The following is a 22,715-nucleotide window of genomic DNA, read 5'->3' as shown; positions in this document are numbered from 1 at the left end:
GATCTTCCAAACTAGCTACGCGGGTTCGATTCCCGTCACCCGCTCAGAGACGTAAAGGGCCAGGTCAGAGGATGTTTCCTCGACCTGGCCCTTCGTCGTTCCCGGTGGGGGCGCCGCCCGGTCTGCGGGGGCCGGTCTGCGGGCCGATGGTGGAGGCATGAGGAACAGGCGCACGGGCTTCGCAGCCGGTGCTACGGCCGCACTCCTCACGGCCTGCGTGAGCGCCGCCGCCGCGGCGGGCACCACGGCGCCGTCCGCCCTGACGAGCAATCTGTCGCCGAACCTGGAGAGCATCTACAAGGCGGTCTGCGCCGGCGGAACGGCGTACATGGCCCACAAGCTGGGCAATCTCCACGCCTCGGGCGGCGCCCGCTTCCTCGACGCGTTCATCATGGCCGGTGCCGCCCTCGGCTCCCTCGCGGGCGATCAGTGCAGCGGGTCGCTGGAAGCCGTCACCGAGCTTCTGCAGTCGGCCAATTGAACGCGGCCACCGGGCGGGACGGGTCAGAGCTTGATGCCCGCGATGGTGTCCGCGAGGGAGTTCAGGAAGCGGTTGACGTCCGGGGCGATGGAGCTCGACGCGAGGAAGAAGCCGAAGAGGACCGCGACGATTGCGGGGCCGGCCTTGATGTGGCCTCCGCGGACGAGCACCACGAGGATGATCGCCAACAGAACCACTACTGATAGCGAAATGGCCACTTCTGATCACACCTTCGGTCGTCCCCTGGTCGGCCCGGGGCGCGGCCGTGCGCACCCCCACATGCTCCATCCTCCCACCAACGCGCCCCGGCTATCCGCCTCGTGACGAAGAGACGGTGGTGGTTTTGCGTCAGGGGGCGGTGAGGCCCAGGAGGGAGCGGACATAGGCGTACTTCCCGGACAGCCTGTCGCGGGTGGGGGCATCGAGGACCGCGAGGCGGGCGGGGTCCGCGTTGTGGGCCAGGTCGGCTTCCTTGATCAGGAGCGCGCCGGGGGTGGCGAGGATGCGGGCCGTGTACGCCTCGACCGGTTCGCCGGGGCGTTTGGTGACGGCCAGGACCATGTCCTTGACGGGCTGCGGGAGTCCGGCCGATTCCAGCCAGGCCGGGGTGAGGGCTTCGTCCTCGATCGCGTCGTGGAGCCAGGCCGCCGCCTGCTGTTCGGCGGTGCCGCCGCGGGCGCGGACGCCTTCGGCGACGGCGGCGAGGTGTTCGGCGTACGGGCGGCCGGCCTTGTCGGTCTGGCCCTCGTGGGCGGCACGGGCGAGGGCCTCCACCTCGATGAGGGTGAGCGGGTCGTTGGTCATCCGAGCTCCTTCGCCGCCGTGTGGAGGGCCTGTGCGGCCCGGCGCACGTCTGCCTGTGTGGTGCGCCAGTTGGAGAACGCGGCGCGCAGGGCGGGGGTTCCCCCGTACGTCGTGGGGGTGACGAACACCTCGGGTCCGGCCGCTTCGCGCAGGGCTGTCAGGCGGGCCGGGGTGGGGGTATCGGCGAGGGTGAAGCAGACGACGTTCAGGCGGACGGGGGCGAGGACGGTGAAGTACGGGTCCGCGGTGAGGGATTCGCCGAGGGAGCGGGCGCAGGCGATGTCCCGTTCCACGATCTCGCGGTGGCCCTCGCGGCCGTAGGCGTGGAGGGTGAACCAGGCCGCGAGGGCGCGCAGTCGGTGGGAGTTCTCCGGGGTGAGGTGCACCAGGTCGGGGTCGTCGCCCAGAGGGCCGAGGTACGCAGCGGCGTTCTGGAAGACGCGGGCCTGCAGGTCGCGGCGGCGGGTGAACTGGACGGCGCTGTCGTAGGGGACGTTGAGCCACTTGTGCAGGTCGACGCAGATCGAGTCGGAGGCGTCGAGGCCGGCGGTGAGGTGGGCGTGGGCCGGGGAGAGGGCGGCGAACGCGCCGAAGGCGGCGTCCGTGTGCAGCCAGAAGTCGTGGCGTTCGCGGAGGGCGGCGATGGCGCGGAGGTCGTCGAAGTCGACGGTGTTGACGGTGCCGGCGTTGGCGACGACCACGGCGGGCCGGCCGGGCGCGTCGGCGAGGGCGCGGTCCAGCGCGGCCGGGTCGACGGCCTCGCGGCCGGGCAGGGTCGGTACGGGGACCAGGGCGGCGCGGCCGAGTCCGAGCACGGAGAGGGCCTTGGCGATGGAGGAGTGCGGGGCGCCGGACAGGACGCGGACCGGGCCGAGCGCGGCCGCGCCGTCCTCGGCCGGGGAGACGCCGAGGCGTTCGCCGAGCCATTCCCGGGCGATGGCCAGGCCGGTGGTGTTGGACATCGTCGCGCCGCTGACGAAGGTGCCGGTGTGGGCGGCGGAGAGGTGGAAGAGGTCGCGGAGCCAGGTGACGGTTTCGCGTTCGAGGTCCTGGCCGCCGCCGTCCAGGGCGGAGTTGGAGTTCTGGTCGTGGGCCGCCGTGAGCCAGTCACCCGCGAGGGCGGCGGGGGTGGCGCCGCCGGTGACGAAGCCGAGGTAGCGGGGGCCGGCGGACGCCGACAGGCGCGGTGCCCAGCGCTCCGCGAAGGCCGCGAGGGCGGCCTCCGTGCCGGAGCCGTGCTCGGGGAGCGGCGGGGTCGGCGGTGGCGCTGCCGCCCCGGGTACGACGGGACGCGCGTCCAGTGCTGCGAGGGCTGCGGCGGCGGCGTCGCGGGTGGCGTCGAGGAGCTCGGGGAGGCGGGCCAGGTCGGCGGCGAGGGTGCGGTCCATGGGGGCACGGTAGGGGGCTGCGGGGCCCTGCGGACCGGCCAATCGGGAGCGAGTGGCCGGTGTCGCCGCCGGGCGCTGCGCGGGCGGGGCTGGACGGGGCGGGGGCGGGACGGGACGGGGAGGGGACGGGGGCGGGACGGGACGAGGGCGGGACGGGACGGGGGCGGGACGGGACGGGGGCGGGGCGGGGGCGGGACGGGACGGGGGCGGGGCGGGGGCGGGGGCGGGACGGGACGGGGGCGGGACGGGGGCGGGGGCGGGACGGGGGCGGGGGCGGGGGCGGGGGCGGCCCTGCGGGGCGAAGTCCCCTACCCGCCCTTCCACCGTTCCCTGGGGCTCCGCCCCAGGCCCCGCTCCTCAAACGCCGGAGGGGCTGGACAGGGCGCGGCGGGCCGGGAGGGCCGTGGCTGCCAGGGTCAGGGCGACGGCGGCCGCCACGAAGGAGCCGTAGACGAGGGGCGGGACGTACGGGGCGCTGCCCGTCATCGCCTTCGTCAGGGGGGTCAGCGTGGCCAGGGCTATCGCCGAGCCCAGGGCGATGCCCGTGCCGCTGACCAGGAGGGCTTCCCAGTAGAGCATCCGCAGGACCTGGCGGCGGGTGGAGCCGATCAGGCGGAGCATGTGGAGTTCGCGCCGGCGGTCCAGGACGGTCATGACCAGGGTGTTGGCGGCGGCGACGGCCGCGAAGCCGCCGAGGACGGCCGCCATGGTGGTGTTGGCCCAGGCGTTGAGCTGCCGGTCCACGCTCTGTTCGGAGGTCCAGGCGGCGGCCGACAGCACCGGGCCGAGGCCTTCCGGGGCCGGGCCGCGGAACAGGAGTTCCGTGGGGCGGCCGGCGGTGGTGCGGCCGGCCAGGTCGGAGGCCGGGAGGGTGACCTCGCCGAGGCCGAGGCCTCGGGTGTAGACGGCCACGATCTCGGGGGTGACGGGGGTCCCGTCGGGCAGCCGCAAGGGGATCCGGTCGCCGGTCCCGGTGTGGGTGGCCTCGGCCAGGGTGCGGTCGATGGCGACCGTGCCGGGGGCCAGCCGGGAGAGGTCCCCCGAACGGACGCCCAGGTCCTGGACCTTGGCGAGGTCTCCGGTGACGCCCTGCGCGGAGGCGGTGTGGAAGGCGCGGTCGCCGCCGGAGCCGACGACGGTGAGGACGGAGGTACGGGTGAGGGCGACGGCCCCGGCCGCGACCGCCCGGTCGACGGCCGTACGGTCCGTACCGCCGTGCGGGTCGGTGATGACGTGGTCGGCCAGCAGTCCGGCCTCCTGCTGCTGCCGTACGGCCCGGTCCTCGCTGGTGTGGAGGAAGACCAGGGTGGAGGAGAAGGCCATGGCGAGCACGATCGGGGTGATGGCGGAGGCGAGACGGCGGGCGTGGGTACGGGAGTTGGCGGCGGCCAGCCCGGCCGGCGCACCGCCCGCACGCAGCGGGAGTCCGAAGAGGGCGGCGCAGACGCGGGCGACCAGCGGGCCGAGCAGGGCGACGGCGAGCATGAAGAGCATGACGACGCCGAGGGCCGCGTTGGCGGCGTCCGGGCCACTGCTGGTGGCGGCCAGGGTCGCGCAGGCGGTCCCGCCGGCCAGGGCGGCGAGGCCGAGCGGGGTACGGATCCACCCGGGCCGCAGCCGCTCCACGGCGGCCGAGGCGAGGGCCAGGCCGGGGCGGATGCGGGCGGGGCGGCGGGATGCGGCCCAGCCGGCGATCAGTGCGGTGACCAGGGCGAGGCCGACCGCGGTGACGAGGGGGATCCAGGAGACGACGAGGTCGACGTCGGGCGGGACGGCGCCCTTCGCCTTGAGCTGCCCGAACCACCAGGATGCGAGGGCGATGCCGGGTACGCAGCCCAGCGCGCCCGCGACCGGCGCGACGAGCAGGGCTTCGGTGGCGACCGTACGGCGGATCTGGCGCGGGGTGGCTCCGACGGCGCGCAGCAGGGCGAACTCGCGGGAGCGCTGCCCGACGGAGAGGGCGACGGTGCCCGCGGCGGTGAAGACGGCGACGAGCGTGGCGATCCCGCCGAAGGAGCCGCCGAGGCCGGTCAGCACCTCCTGGGCTCCCGCGAGCCGCCCGTCGAGGGCGCGGGCGTCTCCGGTCAGCACCTGGGCGCGGCCGTCGACGGCGGCCCGGGCCCGCTCCGCGTCGGCCCCGAACAGCACGATGGCGTCGAGCGCGTCGGGGTGCCCGGACAGGCTGCGCGCCTCGGGGTCGGCGAACCAGGCTCCGGGCCGGTCTGCGCGGCCCACGACGCGGAACTCCCGGGGGCCGGCGGGGGTGTCGAGCGTCACCCGGTCGGGGCCGTCGGCCCCGCCCAGGACGACTTCGCCCGGGCCGGCCGGGGCGCGGCCGGCGCGGAGCTCCGTAGGGCTGAAGGCGGTGGAGCCCCAGCCGGAGGCGTCGAGCGTGCGGCCCGCCGGGTCCCGTACGGGGAACAGCACGTCGGGCACCGCCCGCCCCAGCGGAGCCAGTCGCTCCAGCAGGGCGGCGTCCACCCGCGCCCGGTCCGGGAGCGGCGCGGAGACCTCGTAGGCGCCGTCGCCGCTGCCCATCTGCAGGCGGGCCTGCTGATCGACGGCGACGACGACGGGGGCTCCGGCGTACCGCGTCGGCGGGGTGCTCGCGCGGGCCCCGGTCTCCAGCAGGATCCCGCAGGCGGAGACGATGGCGACGGCCAGGAACAGGGCGACGAAGGTGCCGGCGAAGGCGGCGGGCCGGAACCGGAGCACGGCGCGGGCCAGGCCGTTGGAACGGGGTCGGAGCGACATCAGGCGGCTGCTCCTGCGTAGCGGGGAGCGGCGGGCTTGGAGGGCGCGGTCAGCGCCGTCATGCGGGCGGCGATCGCGGTGGCCGGGCTGCGCGGGAGCCGGTCGCAGATGAGGCCGTCGGCGAGGAAGAGCACCTGGTCGGCGTGGGCGGCGGCGGCCGGGTCGTGGGTGACCATGACGACGGTGGCGCCGAGGGTGTCCACGGCGCTGCGGAGCAGGCCGAGGACCTCGGTGGCGGTGGTGGTGTCGAGGGCGCCGGTGGGCTCGTCGGCGAAGACCACGTCGGGGCGGGTGACCAGGGCGCGGGCGATGGCCACGCGCTGCTGCTGGCCGCCGGAGAGTTCGGCGGGGCGGCGGCCGCCCTTGCCCTCCAGGCCGACCCGGGCGAGCAGGTCGGCGGCGCGGGCCTGGGCCTGGGCGGCGGTGCGGCCGCGGGTGCCGGCCAGCCGCATGGGGAGCAGGACGTTCTGCTCGACGGTGAGGGAGGGGAGGAGGTTGAACGCCTGGAAGACGAAGCCGAGGCGGCTGCGGCGCAGTTCGGTGAGCTGGTTCTCGTTCATGCCGGTGATCTCGGTGCCGCCTAGGCGGACGGAGCCCTCGGTCGGGAGGTCGAGCCCGGCGGCGCACTGGAGGAAGGTGGACTTTCCGGAGCCGGAGGGGCCCATCACCGCGGTGAAGCTGCCGCGGGGGAGGGTGAGGTCGATGCCGCGCAGGGCGTGGACGGTGGCGGAGCCGCGCCCGTACTGCCGGCGGACCGAGCGCAGCTCGACGGCGGGGGCGGCGTCGTGCGCCGCCTCCGGGTGGGCCGGGTGGGCCGGCTGACCCGGCTGGCCTGCGTGGCCCAGGTGGCCCAGATAGCCCGCGTGGCCCGCGTACTCCTGCTGGCCCGCCTGCCCCGGCTGCCCGGCCTGCTGCGTGTGCTGCTCGGCCTGTCGTTTGTTGCGCCGGAGCCCCATGGTCGTGCCGCCTTCCGTGCCGGTCGAACACCCGGTGGTGATCGTGTCTCCGACGCTACGGAGCGTGCGGTGGTCGGGACCATGACGGGAGCTGGCGGACCGGTGGTGGGGGTAACCCGACCATCGGCCCGGTCGTCGGACGGGGCGCGGCCCTGGCGGGCGGCACCGGCCCGGGCGCGGGCACGGGCGGGTGCCGACGCAGGCGTGGCAGGGCCGGCCGCGGCTTCGGGTGGTGCCCTGCGGGGCTGTCCCCTACCCACCCTTCCACCGTTCCCAGGGCTCCGCCCTGACCCGGTCCTCAAACGCCGGACGGGCTGGGAAGGGGTACCGGGCTGCGCCCGGACCCCCTGGGGCTCCGCCCCGGCCCCCGGCAACGGCGCCGCACCCGGCAACGGGTCCGGGGCAGAGCCCCGGGGAACGGGCGAAGGGTGGGGAGGGGACCCAGCCCCACAGGGCCCACCCAGCCGCACCCGCCCACCGGACCCCAAGCCGGGACGGCAGGGGCGACAGCCCCGACCGGCCACCGCCGGACGGAGTCCGGCGCAGCGACGCGAAGCCCGCGCAGCAGTGCGAGCGGCGCGTCGCGAAGGAGTGCGGCGCGTCGCGAAGGAGTGCGGCGCGTCGCGAAGGAGTGCGGCGCGTCGAAAAGATGCGCGGCGCGGCTAAAAAGGCGCGCGGCGGATCAAGAGGAGGGCTCGGTCGTCGTTGACGTCCTTGGCCACCTTTTCGATCAGGTGCCAGGTCGCACCCTCCCAGCCGGCGCCGACGTAGCGGTCGGCTTCGCCGGTGAGGCGGTCGATGCCCTCGCTGATGTCGCGGTCGGCCGTTTCGACCAGGCCGTCGGTGAAGAGCATCAGGACGTCGCCGGGGCGGAGGTTGCCGCGGGCCGGGGTGAACTCGGCTCCGTCGTAGACGCCGAGGAGCGGGCCCTCGCCGGTCTTCTCCTGCCAGCGGCCGGTGCCCGCGGAGAGCTGGAGGGCGGGCAGGTGGCCGGCGGAGAGGAGTTCGTAGTCGCCGGTCTCCAGGTCCAGGACGAGGTGGATGGAGGTGGCGAAGCCCTCGTCCCAGTCCTGGCGGAGGAGGTAGCCGTTCGCGGCGGGCAGGAAGCCGTGCGGGGGCAGCGCGCCCAGGAGGCCGCCGAAGGCGCCGGAGAGGAGGAGGGCCCGGGAGCCCGCTTCCATGCCCTTGCCGGAGACGTCGGTGAGGACGATCTCCAGGGTGCGGCCGCCGTTGGTGCGGGCGGCGACGACGAAGTCGCCGGAGAAGGACTGGCCGCCGGCCGGGCGCAGGGCCATCTCCCGGTGCCAGCCGCGCGGCAGGGCGGGCAGCTTGCTCTGGACCCGGATGCGTTCGCGCAGGTCGAAGAGCATGGTGCCGCCGCGCCGCCAGGGCACGCCGACGCGGCTGCGGAACTGGGCGATGACCAGGCCGAAGAACCCGCAGGCCGCGACGACGAGGACGGTGCCGGGGGTGACCCGTGCCGGGCCCTGGGTGTAGGGGCCGAGGACGAGGGCCTCGACGATGAGCGCGGCCGCGGAGGCGGCGTAGAGCGCGAGCAGGCTGGCGGGGCGGAGGAGCAGGCCGCCGGCCACGATCGGCAGGACGAGGGCGGCGGGCGAGAACCACACGGGCAGCATCAGCGTGCCGCAGGCGATGGCCGGGATGGTCAGGAGCAGGCCGCCGAAGGCCAGCCAGTCGGAGGCGTCGCCGCGGAAGTAGTCGACGGCGGATTTGCGCAGCGCGGTGCGCGCCCGGTGCCACATCATGCGGGACCGGGCCAGGAGGGACTCCACGTGTGCTCCGGCCATTGCTTCGGGACCCTATCCATCCTGGCTGTGCGCGCGCAGGGGTACCCCCTGAGATGGGCCCATCGGCGACCGAAAAGAGATCGACCGGGACGGATTGCCCTGATAGGGATGGCCGTATGGCTCTTGAGACGCGCGTATTGCAGGCGGATGAGTGGGATGTCTGGTATGACCAGTTGGAACTGGCGTTCGGCGGAGTGCCCGAGTCCCCGGACGAGCGGAAGCTCTACCGGTCGCTGACGGAGACGGAGCGCTCCCTCGGCGTCTGGGACGGCGGGACCTGCGTCGCCACGGCCGGGGCCTTCTCCTTCCGGCTCTCCGTGCCGGGCGGGGCGCTCGTCCCGGCGGCCGGGGTCACGATGGTGGGCGTCTCCCCCACCCATCGCAGGCAGGGCGTGCTCACCTCCCTGATGCGGCGCCAATTGGACGACGTCCGGGCGGGTGGTGAACCGATCGCCGTGCTGACGGCCTCGGATCCGGCGATCTACGGGCGCTTCGGTTACGGCACCGCCGCGTACTCGATGTCCGTGGAGATCGACAAGACCCGCGTACGGCTCTCCGTGCCGCCGGGGACCGACGACCTGCGGCTACGGCTGGTCGATCCGCACAAGGCCCTGGCCGACTGCGAGCGGGTCTACGCGGCGCTGCTCGCGGGCCGCCCCGGGATGCCGGCCCGGCAGCCCGGCTGGGAGCTGCAGGCGCTGCTCGACCCGGAGGCGACGAGGAACGGCGGGTCACCGCTGAAGTGCGTGGTCGCGGAGCGGGCGGACGGCGAGGTGGTGGGGTACGCCCGCTACCGGGTCAAGCCCGAATGGGACCTGACCGGCTCGGACGGCCGGGTGGACGTGGCGGACCTCGACGCGCTCGACCCGGCGGCGTACGCGGCGCTGTGGCGTTACGTGTTCTCCATCGACCTGACCTGGACCGTACGGGCCGTCAAGCGGCCGGCGGACGATGCGCTGCTGCACCTGGTCACCGATGTCCGGCGGACGCAGGTGCGGCTGCGCGACTCGATGCACGTACGGATCGTGGACCTGCCGGCGGCGCTGGCCGCGCGGTCCTACGGGGCTCCGCTGGACGTGGTGCTGGAGGTCGAGGACGCGTTCTGCCCGTGGAACGCGGGGCGCTGGCGGCTGGCCGTCGGAGCGGACGGGTCCGCGGTCTGTACCCGGACGGAGGACCAGGCCGACCTGGAGCTGTCGGTACGGGAGCTGGGCGCGGCCTATCTGGGCGGGGTCGCGCTGAACTCGCTGGCGGCGGCCGGCCTGGTGCGCGAGGTGCGGCCGGGTGCGCTGGCCCCTGCCTCCCGCGCCTTCGCGGGGGACGTGGCCCCTTGGCTGCCGCACGGGTTCTAGGCGGCCTAGGGCCTGTCGTCAAACTCCCGTCTGCCGCGCGACGCCTGGCACGCGCTCTCGCCGCACCGGACGGAAGCCAAGTACGTCCAGTACGCGGGCTTCCGCCCGGCACGCCGAGAGCACGCACCAGACGCCGCGCGGCCGCCCTTCGGGCGACGACGGGATTTTGACGACAGGCCCTAGAACGCCTGGCAGCCCGGGCACCAGAAGAGGTTGCGGGCGGCGAGACCGGCGGTGCGGATCTCGCCCCCGCAGATGTGGCAGGGCAGGTTCGCCCTCCTGTAGACGTACACCTCACCGCCGTGGTCGTCCACCCTCGGCGGGCGGCCCATGGCCTCGGGCAGGTGTTCGTCGCGGACGGTGTCGATGCGGTTGTTGCGCACGCCCTCGCGCATGAGGAGGACCAGGTCGGCCCAGATCGCGTCCCACTCGGCACGGGTGAGGTCCTTGCCGAGGCGGTACGGGTCGATGCCGTGGCGGAAGAGGACCTCGGCGCGGTAGACGTTGCCGACGCCCGAGACGATCTTCTGGTCCATCAGCAGGGCGGCGACGGTGGTGCGGGAGCGGGAGATCCGGGCCCAGGCGCGGTCGGGGTCGTCGGCGGGGCGCAGCGGATCCGGGCCGAGCCTGTCGTGTATCGCCTTCTTCTCGCCCTCGCCGATGAGCGCGCACGCGGTGGGTCCGCGCAGGTCGGCGTAGTGGTCCTCGTTCAGCAGCCGGAGCCGGACCGTTTCGGCGGCCGGCGGGGCCGGGGCGGGGCCGAAGCCGAGCTTCCCGAAGAGGCCGAGGTGGATGTGGATCCAGGCGTCGCCGAGTTCGAGGAACAGGTGCTTGCCGTGCGCCTCGGCGGATTCCAGCTCGCGGCCGTCGAGCAGGGCCGCGCTCTCGGCGAACCGGCCCTGCGGGCTGCTCACCCGGACCGGCCGGGCGGCGAAGCGCGCGGTGTGGTCCTCGGCGAGGCGGTGGATCGTATGCCCCTCGGGCACGGCGGTACTCCTCGAAGAAGCGGGCGGAGCGGGCGGAGCAGAGCAGGGTGGAGCGGGCGGTGCGCGCAGGAAAAGAAAAACCGGCCGCGCCGCCCCGAGGGCGCCGCGGCCGGAAGCGGGATCAGCCCTGCGGGTGGTGCGCCGGGATCGGGGGGAGCTCGCCGGTGGTCTCGTAGGCGGAGAGCATGTCGATGCGGCGGGTGTGGCGCTCCTCGTCGGAGTACGGGGTCTTCAGGAACGCGTCGATGAAGCTGACGACCTCGTCCTGGGTGTGCATCCGGCCGCCGACGGAGATGACGTTGGCGTTGTTGTGCTCACGGCCGAGCTCGGCGGTCTGGACGCTCCACGCGAGGATGGCGCGGATGCCCTTGACCTTGTTCGCGGCGATCTGCTCGCCGTTGCCGGAGCCGCCGATCACGATGCCGAGGGAGCCGGCGTCCGCGGCGGTCTTCTCCGCGGCGCGGAGGCAGAACGGCGGGTAGTCGTCCACCGCGTCGTAGATGTGGGGCCCGCAGTCGACGGGCTCGTGGCCGTTGTTCTTGAGCCAGTCCACCAGGTGGTTCTTGAGCTCAAAGCCGGCATGGTCGGATCCGAGGTACACGCGCATGGTCCGAGTGTGGCACGAGCCGGGCCGGGGACCCGCCGCGGGGTGTCGCGTAAGTCACTTCTAAAGCTCAAGTAAACCCAAAGAACGCAGATGGGACACCGCGGGACCAAGGTCCTGGACGTTCGTCCCGACGCAACGATCCGGATTGGGGTCTTCCGCCCTGCGTTCATCTCGGGTTTGAATGCCGGGGCTCGCCACCCGAGAACCTAAGGATCCGTTCATGAGTTCCACGACGACCCTTCAGAAGGAAGGCGCCCCCACCGGCAACCCCGGTGACGGCCAGCCCTCCGACGGCCTGAAGGCCGGTCTCAAGAACCGCCACCTGTCCATGATCGCCATCGGTGGTGTCATCGGCGCCGGACTCTTCGTCGGCTCCGGCGGGGGTATCGCCAAGGCGGGCCCCGCCATCCTGATCTCCTACGCGCTGGTCGGCGCGATGGTCGTCTTCGTCATGCGGATGCTGGGCGAGATGGCCGCCGCCAGCCCGAACTCCGGCTCCTTCTCCGCGTACGCCGACCGGGCGCTCGGCCGCTGGGCCGGTTTCTCCATCGGCTGGCTGTACTGGTTCTTCTGGGTCGTCGTCCTGGCCGTGGAGGCCACCGCCGGCGCCGTCATCCTCGAAAGCTGGGTCCCGGCCGTCCCGCAGTGGGCCTGGGCGCTGATCGTGATGGCCGTGCTGACGGTCACCAACCTCGGCTCGGTCGCCTCGTACGGCGAGTTCGAGTTCTGGTTCGCGGGCATCAAGGTGGTCGCCATCGGCGGCTTCGTGATCATCGGCATGCTGGCCGTCTTCGGCGTGCTGCCGGGCTCGGACAACCCGGGCGCGGGCTTCGCCCACCTCACCGACACGGGCGGCTTCATCCCGAACGGCTGGGGCTCGGTCCTCACCGGTGTGCTGATGGTCGTCTTCTCCTTCATGGGCAGCGAGATCGTCACGCTGGCCGCCGGCGAGTCCGAGGACCCGCGGCGCGCGGTCACCAAGGCCACCAACTCGGTGATCTGGCGCATCGGCGTCTTCTACTTGGGCTCGATCTTCATCGTGCTGACCCTGCTGCCGTGGAACGACAAGTCGATCACCGAGAAGGGCTCGTACGTCGCCGCCCTGGACTCGATCGGCATCGCGCACGCCGGCCAGATCATGAACGTGATCGTCCTGACGGCCGTGCTGTCCTGCCTGAACTCGGGCCTGTACACCGCCTCCCGCATGGCCTTCTCGCTGGGCGAGCGCGGTGACGCCCCGAAGGCCTTCGCCAAGGTGAACAAGCGCGGCGTGCCGGTGGCCGCGATCCTCGGCTCGGTCGTGTTCGGCTTCGTCGCCGTCTACTTCAACTACGCCTTCAAGGACACGGTCTTCAGCTTCCTGCTGAACGCCTCGGGTGCGATCGCGCTGTTCGTGTGGCTGGTGATCTGCCTGACCCAGCTGCGGATGCGCGGGATCCTCATGCGCGAGGCCCCGGAGAAGGTGACGGTGAAGATGTGGCTCTTCCCGTACCTGACCTGGGCCACCGCCGCGATGATCACCTTCGTCCTCGGCTACATGGTCTACGACAAGGACAACCGCGAGACCGTCCTGCTGTCCCTGCTGGTCGCGGCCTTGGTGATCGCGATCGGCGTGGCACGCCAGCTCCGCCGCAAGGCCACCCCGAAGGCCTCCGCGTAATCCCTGCGAAACCGACGGCAGCCCCGGACCGCGCACTGCGGTCCGGGGCTGCCGTGTGGAGCGTGTGGAGTACGAGCGCTCACGCGCGGCCGAGGAGCTTCCAGGCGGCCGGCAGCAGGCCCATCGCCAGCGCCGCCTTGAGCGCGTCGCCGATCAGGAAGGGCGTCAGCCCGGCGGCGACGGCCGCGCCGAAGGACATCCCGGTGGACAGCGCGAGGTAGGGCACGCCGACGGCGTATATGAGCGCGGAGCCCAGCACCATCGTGCCCGCCGTGCGCAGCACCGAGCGGTCGGCGCCGCGCCGCGCGAGGGCGCCCACGACGGTGGCGGCGAGCAGCATGCCGAGCACGTAGCCGAAGGAGGCGCCGCCCGCGCCGGAGCTGCCGCCCGCGAACCACGGCACGCCGGCCATGCCGACGAGGGCGTAGAGCGCCAGCGAGAGGAAGCCGCGGCGGGCCCCGAAGGCGGTCCCGACCAGGAGGGCCGCGAAGGTCTGGCCGGTGACGGGGACCGGGGAGCCGGGGACGGGCACGGCGATCTGCGCGGCCAGACCGGTGAGCGCGGCTCCGCCGGCCACGAGCGCGATGTCGCGGACGCGGCTCGCGGGCAGCAGGTCGGCGAGGACGGCGCCGGGCCGGAAGGAGACGGAAGCAGTGCTCATCGGGGACTCCGCAGGGGGTGGGATCGGCAGGGACGATCACCGACGTTAGTGCCGGGTCCGGGGCCGCAGCAGGGTGGCCCGGGACAAAGCCGTACTCCCCGGTTTGGTGGGGAGTACACAAAGACCCCGTCCAGCACCCCAGTTGGAGTGATCCGCATCACGGGCAATGACGGCTGACACGTCCGTTTTGCGCGGATGGGCGCTCTCCGGAGAGACTGTAGGGTCCCTCCAACTGTCGCGGAGCCCCCACCGCCGCCAGGCCATTAGAGAGTACGAGCACCCCTCATGCGCGACCTCCCGTCCGCCCCTCCCGGCACCACGGACGAGCTCCCACCGGAGCCCCTGAGCCACAGCCTCAAACAGCGCCACCTGACCATGCTGGGCCTCGGCGGCGTGATCGGCGCCGGGCTGTTCGTCGGCTCCGGCGCCGGCATCACCATCGCCGGTCCCGCGATCATCTGCTCGTACCTGCTCGCGGGCATCCTGGCGATGCTGGTGATGCGTGCGCTCGGCGAGATGTCGGCGGCGATGCCCGCCTCCGGCTCCTTCTCCGTCTACGCGGAGAAGGCGCTCGGCCGCTGGGCCGGCTTCTCGGCCGGCTGGCTGTACTGGTTCCTGCTCGTCGTGGTGCTGGCCGTGGAGGCGACCGCCGCGGCGAAGATCGCGAACGGCTGGCTGCCCTCGGTGGACCAGTGGGTCTGGGTGCTCCTCTTCATGGTGGTCTTCACCGTGAGCAACCTGGCCGCCGTGCGGAACTTCGGCGAGTTCGAGTTCTGGTTCGCCGCCCTCAAGGTCGGCGCGATCGTGCTGTTCCTGATCCTGGGCACGCTGGCGATCTTCGGCTTCCTCCCCGACACGGACCCGGTCGGCATGGCCAACCTGACCGGCCAGGGCGGCTTCTTCCCGAACGGCGCGAGCGGCGTGGTCGCCGGCATGCTGGCCGTCGTCTTCGCCTTCGGCGGCCTGGAGGTCGTCACCATCGCGGCCGCCGAGTCGGACGATCCGGCCCGGTCCGTGTCCCGCGCCGTGCGCAGCGCCGTCTGGCGCATCCTCTTCTTCTACGTCGGCTCGATGCTGGTCATCGTGACCCTGCTGCCGTGGGACTCGCTGACGCCGGGCCAGAGCCCGTACGTGGCCGTCCTCGACTCGATCGGCATCGCGCACGCCGGCCAGATCATGGACGTCGTGATCTTCGTGGCCCTGCTGTCGGCGCTCAACGCGAACCTGTACGGGTCCTCCCGCATGGTGTTCTCGCTGGCGGAGCGGGGCGAGGCGCCGAAGTCCCTGCTGAAGGTGTCGGACGGCGGGGTGCCGCGCCGGGCGGTCTTCGCGTCGGTGGCCTTCGGGTTCGTCTCGGTGGTGCTGAACCTGCTGTGGCCGGACACGATCTTCCTCTACATGCTCAACGCGGTCGGCGCGGTGCTGCTCTTCGTGTGGGCGCTGATCGCGGTCTCGCAGCTCAAGCTGCGCCGGAAGATCGAGCGGGACATGCCGGAGCGGCTGACGCTGCCGATGTGGCTGTTCCCGTACGCGACGTGGGCGGCGCTGATCGGGATGGCCACGGTGCTGGTCCTGATGCTGTTCGACGATTCGGCGCGGCCGCAGCTGCTGTGGTCCACGGGGGCCGCGGCCGCGGTGCTGGTGGTGGCGTGGATCCGCGAGCTCCGCGCCGCGAAGGCCTGACCGCCGGCCGGTCCCCCGCGAAGGCCCCCGCGCACGCCGCGCGGGGGCCTTCGTGCGTCGGGTGCGCAGGGCATCAGGTGCGCGGCGCGTCGGGTGCGCAGGGCATCAGGTGCGCAGGTACGAGGCTCCGTTGACGTCGAGGACGGCGCCCGAGCTCCAGCGCGCCGCGGGCGAGGCCAGGTGGAGCACGGCGGCGGCGATCTCCTGCGGGGTTCCCACCCGGCCGAAGGGGCTCTGCGCCCGGATCCGCTCGCCCTCCTCCTCCTCCAGCCGGCCGGCGACCCGCTCGGTGGCGACGAAACCGGGTGCGACGGAGGCCACCGCGATGGCGTGCGGCGCGAGGGAGACGGCGAGGGACTGGCCCAGCGCGTGCAGCGCGGCCTTGGTGGCGCCGTAGGCGGGGTGGTCGGGCTCGCCCCGGAAGGCACCGCGCGAGCCGATGTTGACGATGCGTCCCTCGCGGCCGCCGTCGATCATGCGGCGGGCCGCGCAGTAGGCCAGGTTGGCGGCGCCGAACAGGTTGACCGCGGCCGTGTGCTGCCAGGCGGCCTGCCAGTCGGCGTACGAGGTGGTGGGCAGCGGATGCGCGACCATCACGGCGGCGTTGTTCACGAGGACGTCGATCCCGCCGAGCGCCTCCTCGGCCTCGGCGGCGAGGGCTTCCACGCGCGCCGGGTCGGCGAGGTCGCCGGCGACGAGGACGTGCCCCTCGCCCGGCAGCTCCGCGAGGGTCCGCTCGGCGTCGGGCCCGCGGACGGTGCAGTGCACCGCGACCCGGTCGCCCTGCTCGGCGAACGCCGTGGCGATCGCCCGTCCGATGCCCCGCGAGGCTCCGGTGACGAGCACGCCCCGGCCCGTCGCGGCCAATTCCCTTGTGCCGTGGTCCATTCGGCCCTCCGTCGTGCGCTCCGGTCCGATGCGCCAGCGTACGGGGATGATCACACCCGGTCATCCGCCTGTCCGGATAACGGACACATAAGGTCCGGGGATCGGACACGGGTGAGACTGGGGCACTCCCTCCCGTCCCACCGCACACCGGACAGGCACCTCCCCATGAGCCAGAGCACCCTGACCCCGCCCGAGCAACAGGCCGCGAACCGGCCCGAAGCCGGATCGCCCCTCGGCAACGGACTCAAGCAGCGCCATCTCTCGATGATCGCCCTCGGCGGGGTCATCGGTGCGGGCCTCTTCGTCGGGTCCGGCGCGGGCATCGCGGCCGCCGGCCCCTCGATCGTGCTCGCGTACGCCGCTTCCGGGCTGCTCGTCATGTTCGTGATGCGGATGCTCGGCGAGATGTCCGCCGCGAACCCCGCCTCCGGCTCCTTCTCGGTGCACGCGGAGCGGGCCATCGGCCCGTGGGCCGGTTTCACCGCCGGCTGGATGTTCTGGACCCTGCTGTGCGTGGGCGTGGCCATCGAGGCCATCGGGGCGGCGCACATCATGACGGGCTGGTTCCCGGGCACCCCCTCGTGGATGTGGGTGCTGGTCTTCATGGCGATGTTCTGCGGCTCCAACCTGGCCGCCGTCTCGAACTTCGGCGAGTTCGAGTTCTGGTTCGCCGCCCTGAAGATCGGCGCGATCGCCCTCTTCCTGGGCCTGGGCGTGCTGGCCGTCCTGGGCGTGCTGCCCGGTACCGGCTCCCCCGGCACCGCCAACCTGCTGCACGACGGCGGCTTCCTGCCGAACGGCGTGGACGGGCTGCTGGTCGGCCTGCTCGCCTCCGTGGTCGCGTACGGCGGGCTGGAGACGGTGACCATCGCGGCCGCCGAGTCCGACAATCCGGTCCGGGGCGTCGCCAAGGCCGTGAAGACCACCATGTGGCGGATCGCGATCGTCTACGTCGGCTCGATGCTGGTCATCGTCACGCTGTTGCCGTGGAACGACCCGAAGGTCACCACCGAGGGCCCGTACGCGGCCACCCTGGACCACCTGGGCATCCCGCACGCCGGCCAGGTCATGAACGTGGTCATCCTGATCGCCCTGCTGTCCGCGATGAACGCGAACATCTACGGCTCCTCCCGCATGGCCTACTCCCTGGTCTCCCGCGGCCAGGGCCCCAAGGCGCTGGGCAAGCTCTCCGGCCGGGTGCCGCGCCGGGCGGTGCTGGCCTCCTCCGGCTTCGGCTTCGTCACCGTGCTGCTGTCGTACTGGTACCCGGACACCCTCTTCGCCTGGCTGCTGAACATGGTCGGCGGCGTCATCCTCGTCGTCTGGGGCTTCATCGCCGTCTCGCAGTTCGTGCTGCGGCGCCGGACGGAGCGCGAGGCCCCCGAGAAGCTGGTCGTGAAGATGTGGGGCTTCCCCTATCTGACGTGGGTCGCGCTGGCCGGACTCGCCGGTGTCCTGGTCCTGATGGCCATGGGCGACGACACCCGGATCCAGCTCGTCTTCACCGGCGGCCTGACCGTGGCCCTGGCCGCCACCGGCTACGCCGTCCAGCGCCGGGCGGCGGCGCGCGAAGCCGCGTAGCACCCGCTCAACCACCGCCCCGGAGGCCGGACTCATGCGATCGCATGGGTCCGGCCTCCGGCGTTTCGGAGGCCCCGACAAGTGAGGTGACCCTTACGGGAATCGTGGAATAGATACTGCTAGCGTGCAGTTGCGCATTGATTGCAATAAGCAGTTGGCACGCTGAGGGGACCGGATAACACGCATGGCCATTTACACGCTTCCTGAGCTTCCTTACGACTACGCGGCTCTCGAGCCGGTGATCAACCCGCAGATCATCGAGCTGCACCACGACAAGCACCACGCGGCCTACGTCACGGGCGCCAACAACACGCTGGAGCAGCTGGAGGAGGCGCGCGACAAGGAGAACTGGGGCGCGCTGAACGGCCTGGAGAAGAACCTCGCGTTCCACCTCTCCGGGCACATCCTGCACAGCATCTACTGGCACAACATGGCCAGCCCGAAGACCGGCGAGGGCGGCGGCGAGCCCACCGCGGCCGACGGCCTGGGCGACCTGACCGACGCGATCACCGAGTCCTTCGGCTCCTTCGCGAAGTTCAAGAAGCAGCTGACCTTCGCGGCCTCCGCGACCCAGGGCTCCGGCTGGGGCGTGCTGGCGTACGAGCCGGTCAGCGGCCGACTCGTCGTCGAGCAGGTCTACGACCACCAGGGCAACGTGGGCATCGCGAGCACCCCGGTCCTGGTCTTCGACGCCTGGGAGCACGCCTTCTACCTTCAGTACAAGAACCAGAAGGTGGACTTCATCGAGGCGATGTGGAACGTCGTCAACTGGCAGGACGTGGCCAAGCGCTACGCCGACGCCAAGGCGAACACCCCGCTGCTGATCCCCGCCAAGGGCTGATCGGCACCACCAGCCCGTCCGCCTCGTGATCGTCTTCTCAACCTTCGCGTGCGGGCGTGTCCACCAGAAGGCCCCCGTGAGGACGTGACTCGCGGGGGCCTTCTGCGTCCTGCGCGCCGTCCGCACTGTCGACCAGGCCGTCCACCTCGCCGACCACCGTGAACTCCCGCGCCAGACCGGTCTCGTGGAGCCGCGCGAACGGGGTGAAGGGGACGCCGAACTCCGACTCCCCCCGGTCGAAGTTCCAGCTCTTGTGCACCTGGAAGCGGTAGTCGCTCACCACGGAGCCGTCCTCGTGGACCCGTACCGTGCCGCTGATCCGGTACTGGGCCCCGCGCAGCGCCAGCCACCAGTCCGCGCTGCCTCCCTCGCGGGCGCGCCGGGTGATCAGCACCCCGCGCCAGCCGCTGTCCGCCGCGTACGCGCCGGGCTCGCCGAGCGACCGCGCGGCCTCCCGCCACTCGGCCAGGCGCCGGTCCACGTCCGCCCGTACGGCGGGCACGGCGAGCAGCGCCCGCGCGTCGACCCGGTACGGGCGGCCCGTGCCCCGGAGGTAGTGGCGCAGGGTGCCGGCGGCCTGCCGGACCCCGAGGGCCGTCCACAGCGGGGGCACCGCGACGCAAGCTGCCCGCAGCACCCGGTCTCGGGGGCGTGCGGGCAGGCTGGCGTGCGCGGCGTTGTCGTTCGGTATCGCGGGCTCCGCCCGGCCGCCGCTGCGGCCGAGCGGTTCCTCGCGCGTGCTTTCGTGCGTCGGGCTGCTCCCCATACGGGGACGTTAAGGGAGGAAGGGGACGCCCGCCTCCCGAGAGGGGCCAGTCGAACTAGTCGAAGATCGGGCCCTGCGTACGGGTGCGCTTGATCTCGTAGAAGCCGGGGGTGGAGGCGACGAGCAGGGTGCCGTCCCAGAGGCGGGCCGCGGCCTCGCCGCGCGGGGCGGGGGTGACGACCGGGCCGAAGAAGGCGACCTCTTCGCCGTCGGCGCCGGGTACCGAGATGACCGGGGTGCCGACCTCCTGGCCGACGCGGTTGATGCCGTCGTTGTGGGAGTCGCGCAGGACCTCGTCGTACTCGTCGGAGTCCGCGTAGTGGAGCAGCTCGGCGGGCAGGCCCACCTCGTCCAGGGCCTCGGCGATCGCCTCGCGGGTCGGGCCCGCGCCCTCGTTGTGGAAGCGGGTGCCGAGTGCGGTGTAGAGCTTGCCGGTGACCTCGTCGCCGAACTTCTGCTGGGCGGCGACGACCACGCGCACGGGGGCCCAGCCCTTGGGGCCGAGCAGTTCGCGGTAGCGCTCGGGCAGTTCGTCGAGCTTGTTCTCGTTCAGGACCGCGAGGCTCATCACGTGCCAGCGGACCTCCACGTCACGGACCTTCTCGACCTCCAGCATCCAGCGGGACGTCATCCAGGCCCAGGGGCAGAGCGGGTCGAACCAGAAGTCGACAGCGGTCTTCTCGCGCACCTGGGTGTCAGCCATGTCTCTCCTCAGATCGGAACGTTCCTCCCCGCCCAACCGCTCCGACCGCACACGCATTCCCCCGTGGGAGGATTCGGTCAGGTATCGCGATCACGCACGAAGGAGTGCACGTGCCCGGAGAGAATCTGTCCCGTGACGAGGCCCGCGAGCGGGCCGAGCTGCTGTCCGTCGACGGGTACGAGGTGGTCCTCGACTTGAGGTCCGCGGTGGACGAAGCCGAACCGGCCGACGGCCCCCGGACCTTCCGCTCGGTGACCACCGTCCGCTTCCGCGCCGCCGCTCCGGGAGCATCGAGCTTCGCGGACCTCATCGCGCCCTCGGTGAACAGCGTGACCCTCAACGGGCGCGAGCTGGACCCGGCCGTCGTCTTCGACGGCGCGCGGATCGCCCTGGACGGACTGGCCTCCGAGAACGTGCTCGTGGTCGACGCCGACTGCGCGTACAGCCGGACCGGCGAGGGCATGCACCGCTTCGTGGACCCGGAGGACGGCGAGGTCTACCTCTACACCCAGTACGAGCCGGCCGACGCCCGGCGGGTGTACGCGAACTTCGAGCAGCCCGACCTCAAGGCCCCGTACCGCTTCGAGGTGACCGCGCCCGAGGGCTGGCAGGTCTGGAGCAACGGCGCCGAGGAGTCCCGCGAGGGGCAGACCCGGCGCTTCGCCGAGACCGCGCCGATCTCCACGTACATCACGTGCGTGGTGGCGGGTCCGTACCACTACGTCACGGACTCCTACACGCGCGGGGACCTGACGATCCCGCTCGGCGCGATCTGCCGCAAGGGGCTGGCGAAGCACTTCGACGCGGACGAGGTGTTCCTCGTCACGAAGCAGGGCTTCGACCTCTTCCACGAGATCTTCGACTACCCGTACCCCTTCGGGAAGTACGACCAGGCCTTCGTGCCGGAGTACAACCTGGGCGCGATGGAGAACCCGGGGATGGTGACCTTCCGGGAGGAGTACATCTTCCGCGGGAAGGTCACGCAGGCCTCGTACGAGCGGCGCGCGAACACGATCCTGCACGAGATGGCGCACATGTGGTTCGGCGACCTCGTCACCATGAAGTGGTGGGACGACCTGTGGCTGAAGGAGTCCTTCGCGGACTTCATGGGCTCCTTCGCGCTGGTCGAGGCCACCCGCTTCGACCAGGCCTGGGTCACCTTCGCCAACAGCCGCAAGGCGTGGGCCTACCGGGCCGACCAGCTGCCGTCCACGCACCCGATCACGGCCGACATCCGTGACCTGGAGGACGCGAAGCTGAACTTCGACGGCATCACCTACGCCAAGGGCGCGGCGGTGCTCAAGCAGCTCGTGGCCTACGTCGGCCGGGACGCCTTCCTGGAGGGCGCGCGGCGCTACTTCAAGGCGAACGCCTACGGGAACACCACCCTGGACGACCTGCTGTCGGTGCTCGCGGAGGTGTCCGGGCGGGACATGGCCGAGTGGTCGCGGGCCTGGCTGCAGACGGCCGGCGTGAACGCGCTGACCCCGGTGGTGACCTGCGACGCGGGCGGCCGGGTGACCGAGCTGGCGGTGGTCCAGGACGGCGACGAGCTGCGTCCGCACCGGGTCGCGGTGGGCCTGTACCGGCTGGACCCGGACGGCGCGCTGGTCCGCTACGCGCGGGCCGAGGCGGACGTCGCGGGGGTGCGGACGGTCGTCGGCGAGCTGACCGGGCAGGAGAAGCCCGCGCTGGTGCTCGTCAACGACGAGGACCTGACGTACTGCAAGATCCGCTTCGACGAGGCGTCGCTGGCCACGCTGCGCTCGCACCTGGGCTCGGTGACGGACCCGCTGAGCCGCGCGCTGTGCTGGTCGGCGCTGTGGAACCTGACGCGCGACGGGCTGATGCCGGCGCGGGACTTCGTCTCGCTCGTGGTGGCCCACGCGGGCCGGGAGACGGACGTCGGCGTCCTCCAGATGCTGCACGCGCAGGCGCTGACCGCGGTCACCCGCTACGCGGCGCCCGACTGGCGGGAGCAGGGCGGCAAGGTGCTGGCGGCGTGCGCGCTGCAGGAACTGCGGTTCGCGGAGCCGGGGTCGGAGCACCAGCTCACCTGGGCCCGCTTCTTCGCGGCGGGCGCGGCGACCGAGGGCGACTTCCAGCTGCTGCTGGGGCTGCTGGAGGGATCGGCGCGGATCGACGGGCTGGAGGTGGACCAGGAACTGCGCTGGGACTTCCTGCTGCCGCTGGCCGCACACGGGGCGATCGGCGAGGAGGTCCTCGCGGCCGAACTGGCGCGGGACGACACGGCGTCGGGCAAGCGGCACCAGGTCCGGTGCCTGGCGGCGCGGCCATCGGCGGCGGTCAAGGACCAGGCGTGGGCCGCGGTGGTGGAGTCGGACGCGCTGTCGAACGCGCTGGTCGAGGCGACGATCGCGGGGATGCAGCAGTCTTCGCAGCGGAAGCTGTTGGCGCCGTACACGGAGCCCTACTTCGCCGTGATCGAGCGGATCTGGGCCGACCGGTCGATCCAGATCGGCATGGATGTGGTGCGGGGGCTTTACCCGTCCCTCCAGGACTCCCAGGAGACCCTGGACGCCACCGACGCGTGGCTCGACGCCCATGCCGATGCGGCGCCGGCGCTGCGACGCCTGGTGCTGGAGTCGCGGGACGACCTGGCCCGTGCGCTGCGGGCGCAGGCCTGCGACGTGGCGGCGGGCTAGCCCTGCGGGGCCGGCGAGGCTGGATTCTCCAGCCCCGCCGGCCCCCGAGCGGCGCATGCCATCGGCAGTCGAACGTCCGTACTTTAGCCCCGTCTTGTCCCGATTTGCCGACGGATGTGTAACAGGGGTT

General features: G+C 72.6%; 19 protein-coding genes. 7 read left to right on the top strand and 12 right to left on the bottom strand.

Going from position 1 to position 22,715, the window contains the following annotated elements:
- Window positions 1-157: 157 nt before the first annotated feature.
- Window positions 158-481, top strand: a complete 324-nt coding sequence (locus ACE1OC_RS26940) for a hypothetical protein (RefSeq protein ID WP_407839183.1) — start codon at window positions 158-160, stop codon at window positions 479-481.
- Between the two features lie 23 nt (window positions 482-504).
- On the opposite strand, the gene ACE1OC_RS26935 is transcribed toward ACE1OC_RS26940, so the two are convergent.
- The 6 genes from ACE1OC_RS26935 to ACE1OC_RS26910 all read right to left on the bottom strand — a co-directional run bounded on the left by ACE1OC_RS26935 (window position 505) and on the right by ACE1OC_RS26910 (window position 8,191).
- Window positions 505-699: a hypothetical protein gene (locus ACE1OC_RS26935; protein ID WP_267753204.1), complete on the bottom strand. Its 195-nt coding sequence runs from the start codon at window positions 697-699 to the stop codon at window positions 505-507.
- A 130-nt stretch (window positions 700-829) separates the two neighbouring features.
- Complete coding sequence (locus tag ACE1OC_RS26930) at window positions 830-1,285, bottom strand: HD domain-containing protein (protein WP_407839182.1); 456 nt, start codon at window positions 1,283-1,285, stop codon at window positions 830-832.
- A complete protein-coding gene (locus ACE1OC_RS26925) occupies window positions 1,282-2,673 on the bottom strand; it encodes a pyridoxal phosphate-dependent decarboxylase family protein (protein ID WP_407839181.1) in 1,392 nt (463 codons plus the stop codon). The genes ACE1OC_RS26930 and ACE1OC_RS26925 overlap by 4 nt, the downstream gene beginning before the upstream one ends.
- Window positions 2,674-3,030: 357 nt before the next feature.
- On the bottom strand, window positions 3,031-5,427 hold the full coding sequence (locus ACE1OC_RS26920) for an ABC transporter permease (protein WP_407839180.1): 2,397 nt from the start codon (window positions 5,425-5,427) through the stop codon (window positions 3,031-3,033).
- Window positions 5,427-6,383, bottom strand: a complete 957-nt coding sequence (locus ACE1OC_RS26915) for an ABC transporter ATP-binding protein (protein WP_407839179.1) — start codon at window positions 6,381-6,383, stop codon at window positions 5,427-5,429. Before ACE1OC_RS26915 ends, ACE1OC_RS26920 begins: the two co-directional genes overlap by 1 nt.
- A 662-nt stretch (window positions 6,384-7,045) precedes the next feature.
- A complete protein-coding gene (locus tag ACE1OC_RS26910; protein ID WP_250739488.1) occupies window positions 7,046-8,191 on the bottom strand; it encodes a PP2C family protein-serine/threonine phosphatase in 1,146 nt (381 codons plus the stop codon).
- Window positions 8,192-8,307: 116 nt separating this feature from the next.
- Between ACE1OC_RS26910 and ACE1OC_RS26905 the strand changes: the two genes are divergently transcribed.
- The gene (locus tag ACE1OC_RS26905; protein WP_407839178.1) at window positions 8,308-9,543 is read left to right on the top strand and encodes a GNAT family N-acetyltransferase; all 1,236 of its coding nucleotides are present in this window, start codon (window positions 8,308-8,310) and stop codon (window positions 9,541-9,543) included.
- 179 nt (window positions 9,544-9,722) lie between these two features.
- On the opposite strand, the gene ACE1OC_RS26900 is transcribed toward ACE1OC_RS26905, so the two are convergent.
- Complete coding sequence (locus tag ACE1OC_RS26900; RefSeq protein ID WP_407839177.1) at window positions 9,723-10,529, bottom strand: Fpg/Nei family DNA glycosylase; 807 nt, start codon at window positions 10,527-10,529, stop codon at window positions 9,723-9,725.
- A 121-nt stretch (window positions 10,530-10,650) separates the two neighbouring features.
- Complete coding sequence (locus ACE1OC_RS26895) at window positions 10,651-11,136, bottom strand: ribose-5-phosphate isomerase (protein ID WP_250739491.1); 486 nt, start codon at window positions 11,134-11,136, stop codon at window positions 10,651-10,653.
- Between the two features lie 220 nt (window positions 11,137-11,356).
- On the opposite strand from ACE1OC_RS26895, the gene ACE1OC_RS26890 reads away from it, so the two are divergent.
- Window positions 11,357-12,796, top strand: coding sequence for an amino acid permease (locus ACE1OC_RS26890; protein WP_407839176.1), 1,440 nt, complete (start codon window positions 11,357-11,359; stop codon window positions 12,794-12,796).
- 79 nt (window positions 12,797-12,875) lie between these two features.
- Here ACE1OC_RS26890 and ACE1OC_RS26885 read toward each other — a convergent pair whose 3' ends face one another.
- Window positions 12,876-13,457 (bottom strand): biotin transporter BioY, encoded by a 582-nt coding sequence (locus tag ACE1OC_RS26885; protein WP_407839175.1) that lies wholly within the window; start codon window positions 13,455-13,457, stop codon window positions 12,876-12,878.
- Window positions 13,458-13,742: 285 nt separating this feature from the next.
- On the opposite strand from ACE1OC_RS26885, the gene ACE1OC_RS26880 reads away from it, so the two are divergent.
- Window positions 13,743-15,140: an amino acid permease gene (locus tag ACE1OC_RS26880; protein ID WP_407839174.1), complete on the top strand. Its 1,398-nt coding sequence runs from the start codon at window positions 13,743-13,745 to the stop codon at window positions 15,138-15,140.
- A gap of 105 nt (window positions 15,141-15,245) precedes the next feature.
- On the opposite strand, the gene ACE1OC_RS26875 is transcribed toward ACE1OC_RS26880, so the two are convergent.
- Window positions 15,246-16,028, bottom strand: a complete 783-nt coding sequence (locus ACE1OC_RS26875; RefSeq protein WP_407839173.1) for an SDR family NAD(P)-dependent oxidoreductase — start codon at window positions 16,026-16,028, stop codon at window positions 15,246-15,248.
- 165 nt (window positions 16,029-16,193) lie between these two features.
- Between ACE1OC_RS26875 and ACE1OC_RS26870 the strand changes: the two genes are divergently transcribed.
- Both ACE1OC_RS26870 and ACE1OC_RS26865 read left to right on the top strand, forming a co-directional pair.
- Complete coding sequence (locus tag ACE1OC_RS26870) at window positions 16,194-17,609, top strand: amino acid permease (RefSeq protein ID WP_407839172.1); 1,416 nt, start codon at window positions 16,194-16,196, stop codon at window positions 17,607-17,609.
- Window positions 17,610-17,793: 184 nt separating this feature from the next.
- Window positions 17,794-18,450, top strand: a complete 657-nt coding sequence (locus ACE1OC_RS26865; protein ID WP_281210776.1) for a superoxide dismutase — start codon at window positions 17,794-17,796, stop codon at window positions 18,448-18,450.
- Between the two features lie 37 nt (window positions 18,451-18,487).
- On the opposite strand, the gene ACE1OC_RS26860 is transcribed toward ACE1OC_RS26865, so the two are convergent.
- A complete protein-coding gene (locus tag ACE1OC_RS26860) occupies window positions 18,488-19,216 on the bottom strand; it encodes a hypothetical protein (RefSeq protein WP_407839171.1) in 729 nt (242 codons plus the stop codon).
- A 55-nt stretch (window positions 19,217-19,271) separates the two neighbouring features.
- Window positions 19,272-19,919 (bottom strand): DsbA family protein, encoded by a 648-nt coding sequence (locus ACE1OC_RS26855; protein WP_407839170.1) that lies wholly within the window; start codon window positions 19,917-19,919, stop codon window positions 19,272-19,274.
- Window positions 19,920-20,029: 110 nt separating this feature from the next.
- Here ACE1OC_RS26855 and pepN point away from each other — a divergent pair, with 110 nt between their 5' ends.
- Complete coding sequence (gene pepN, locus ACE1OC_RS26850) at window positions 20,030-22,585, top strand: aminopeptidase N (protein WP_407839169.1); 2,556 nt, start codon at window positions 20,030-20,032, stop codon at window positions 22,583-22,585.
- Window positions 22,586-22,715: the final 130 nt, after the last annotated feature.

The sequence above is a fragment of the Streptomyces stoeckheimensis genome, from assembly GCF_045822005.1.
GTDB lineage: Bacteria > Actinomycetota > Actinomycetes > Streptomycetales > Streptomycetaceae > Streptomyces > Streptomyces stoeckheimensis.
The sequence above is the reverse complement of the archived record's forward strand: the minus strand, read 5'-3'. Positions and strand labels throughout refer to the sequence as shown.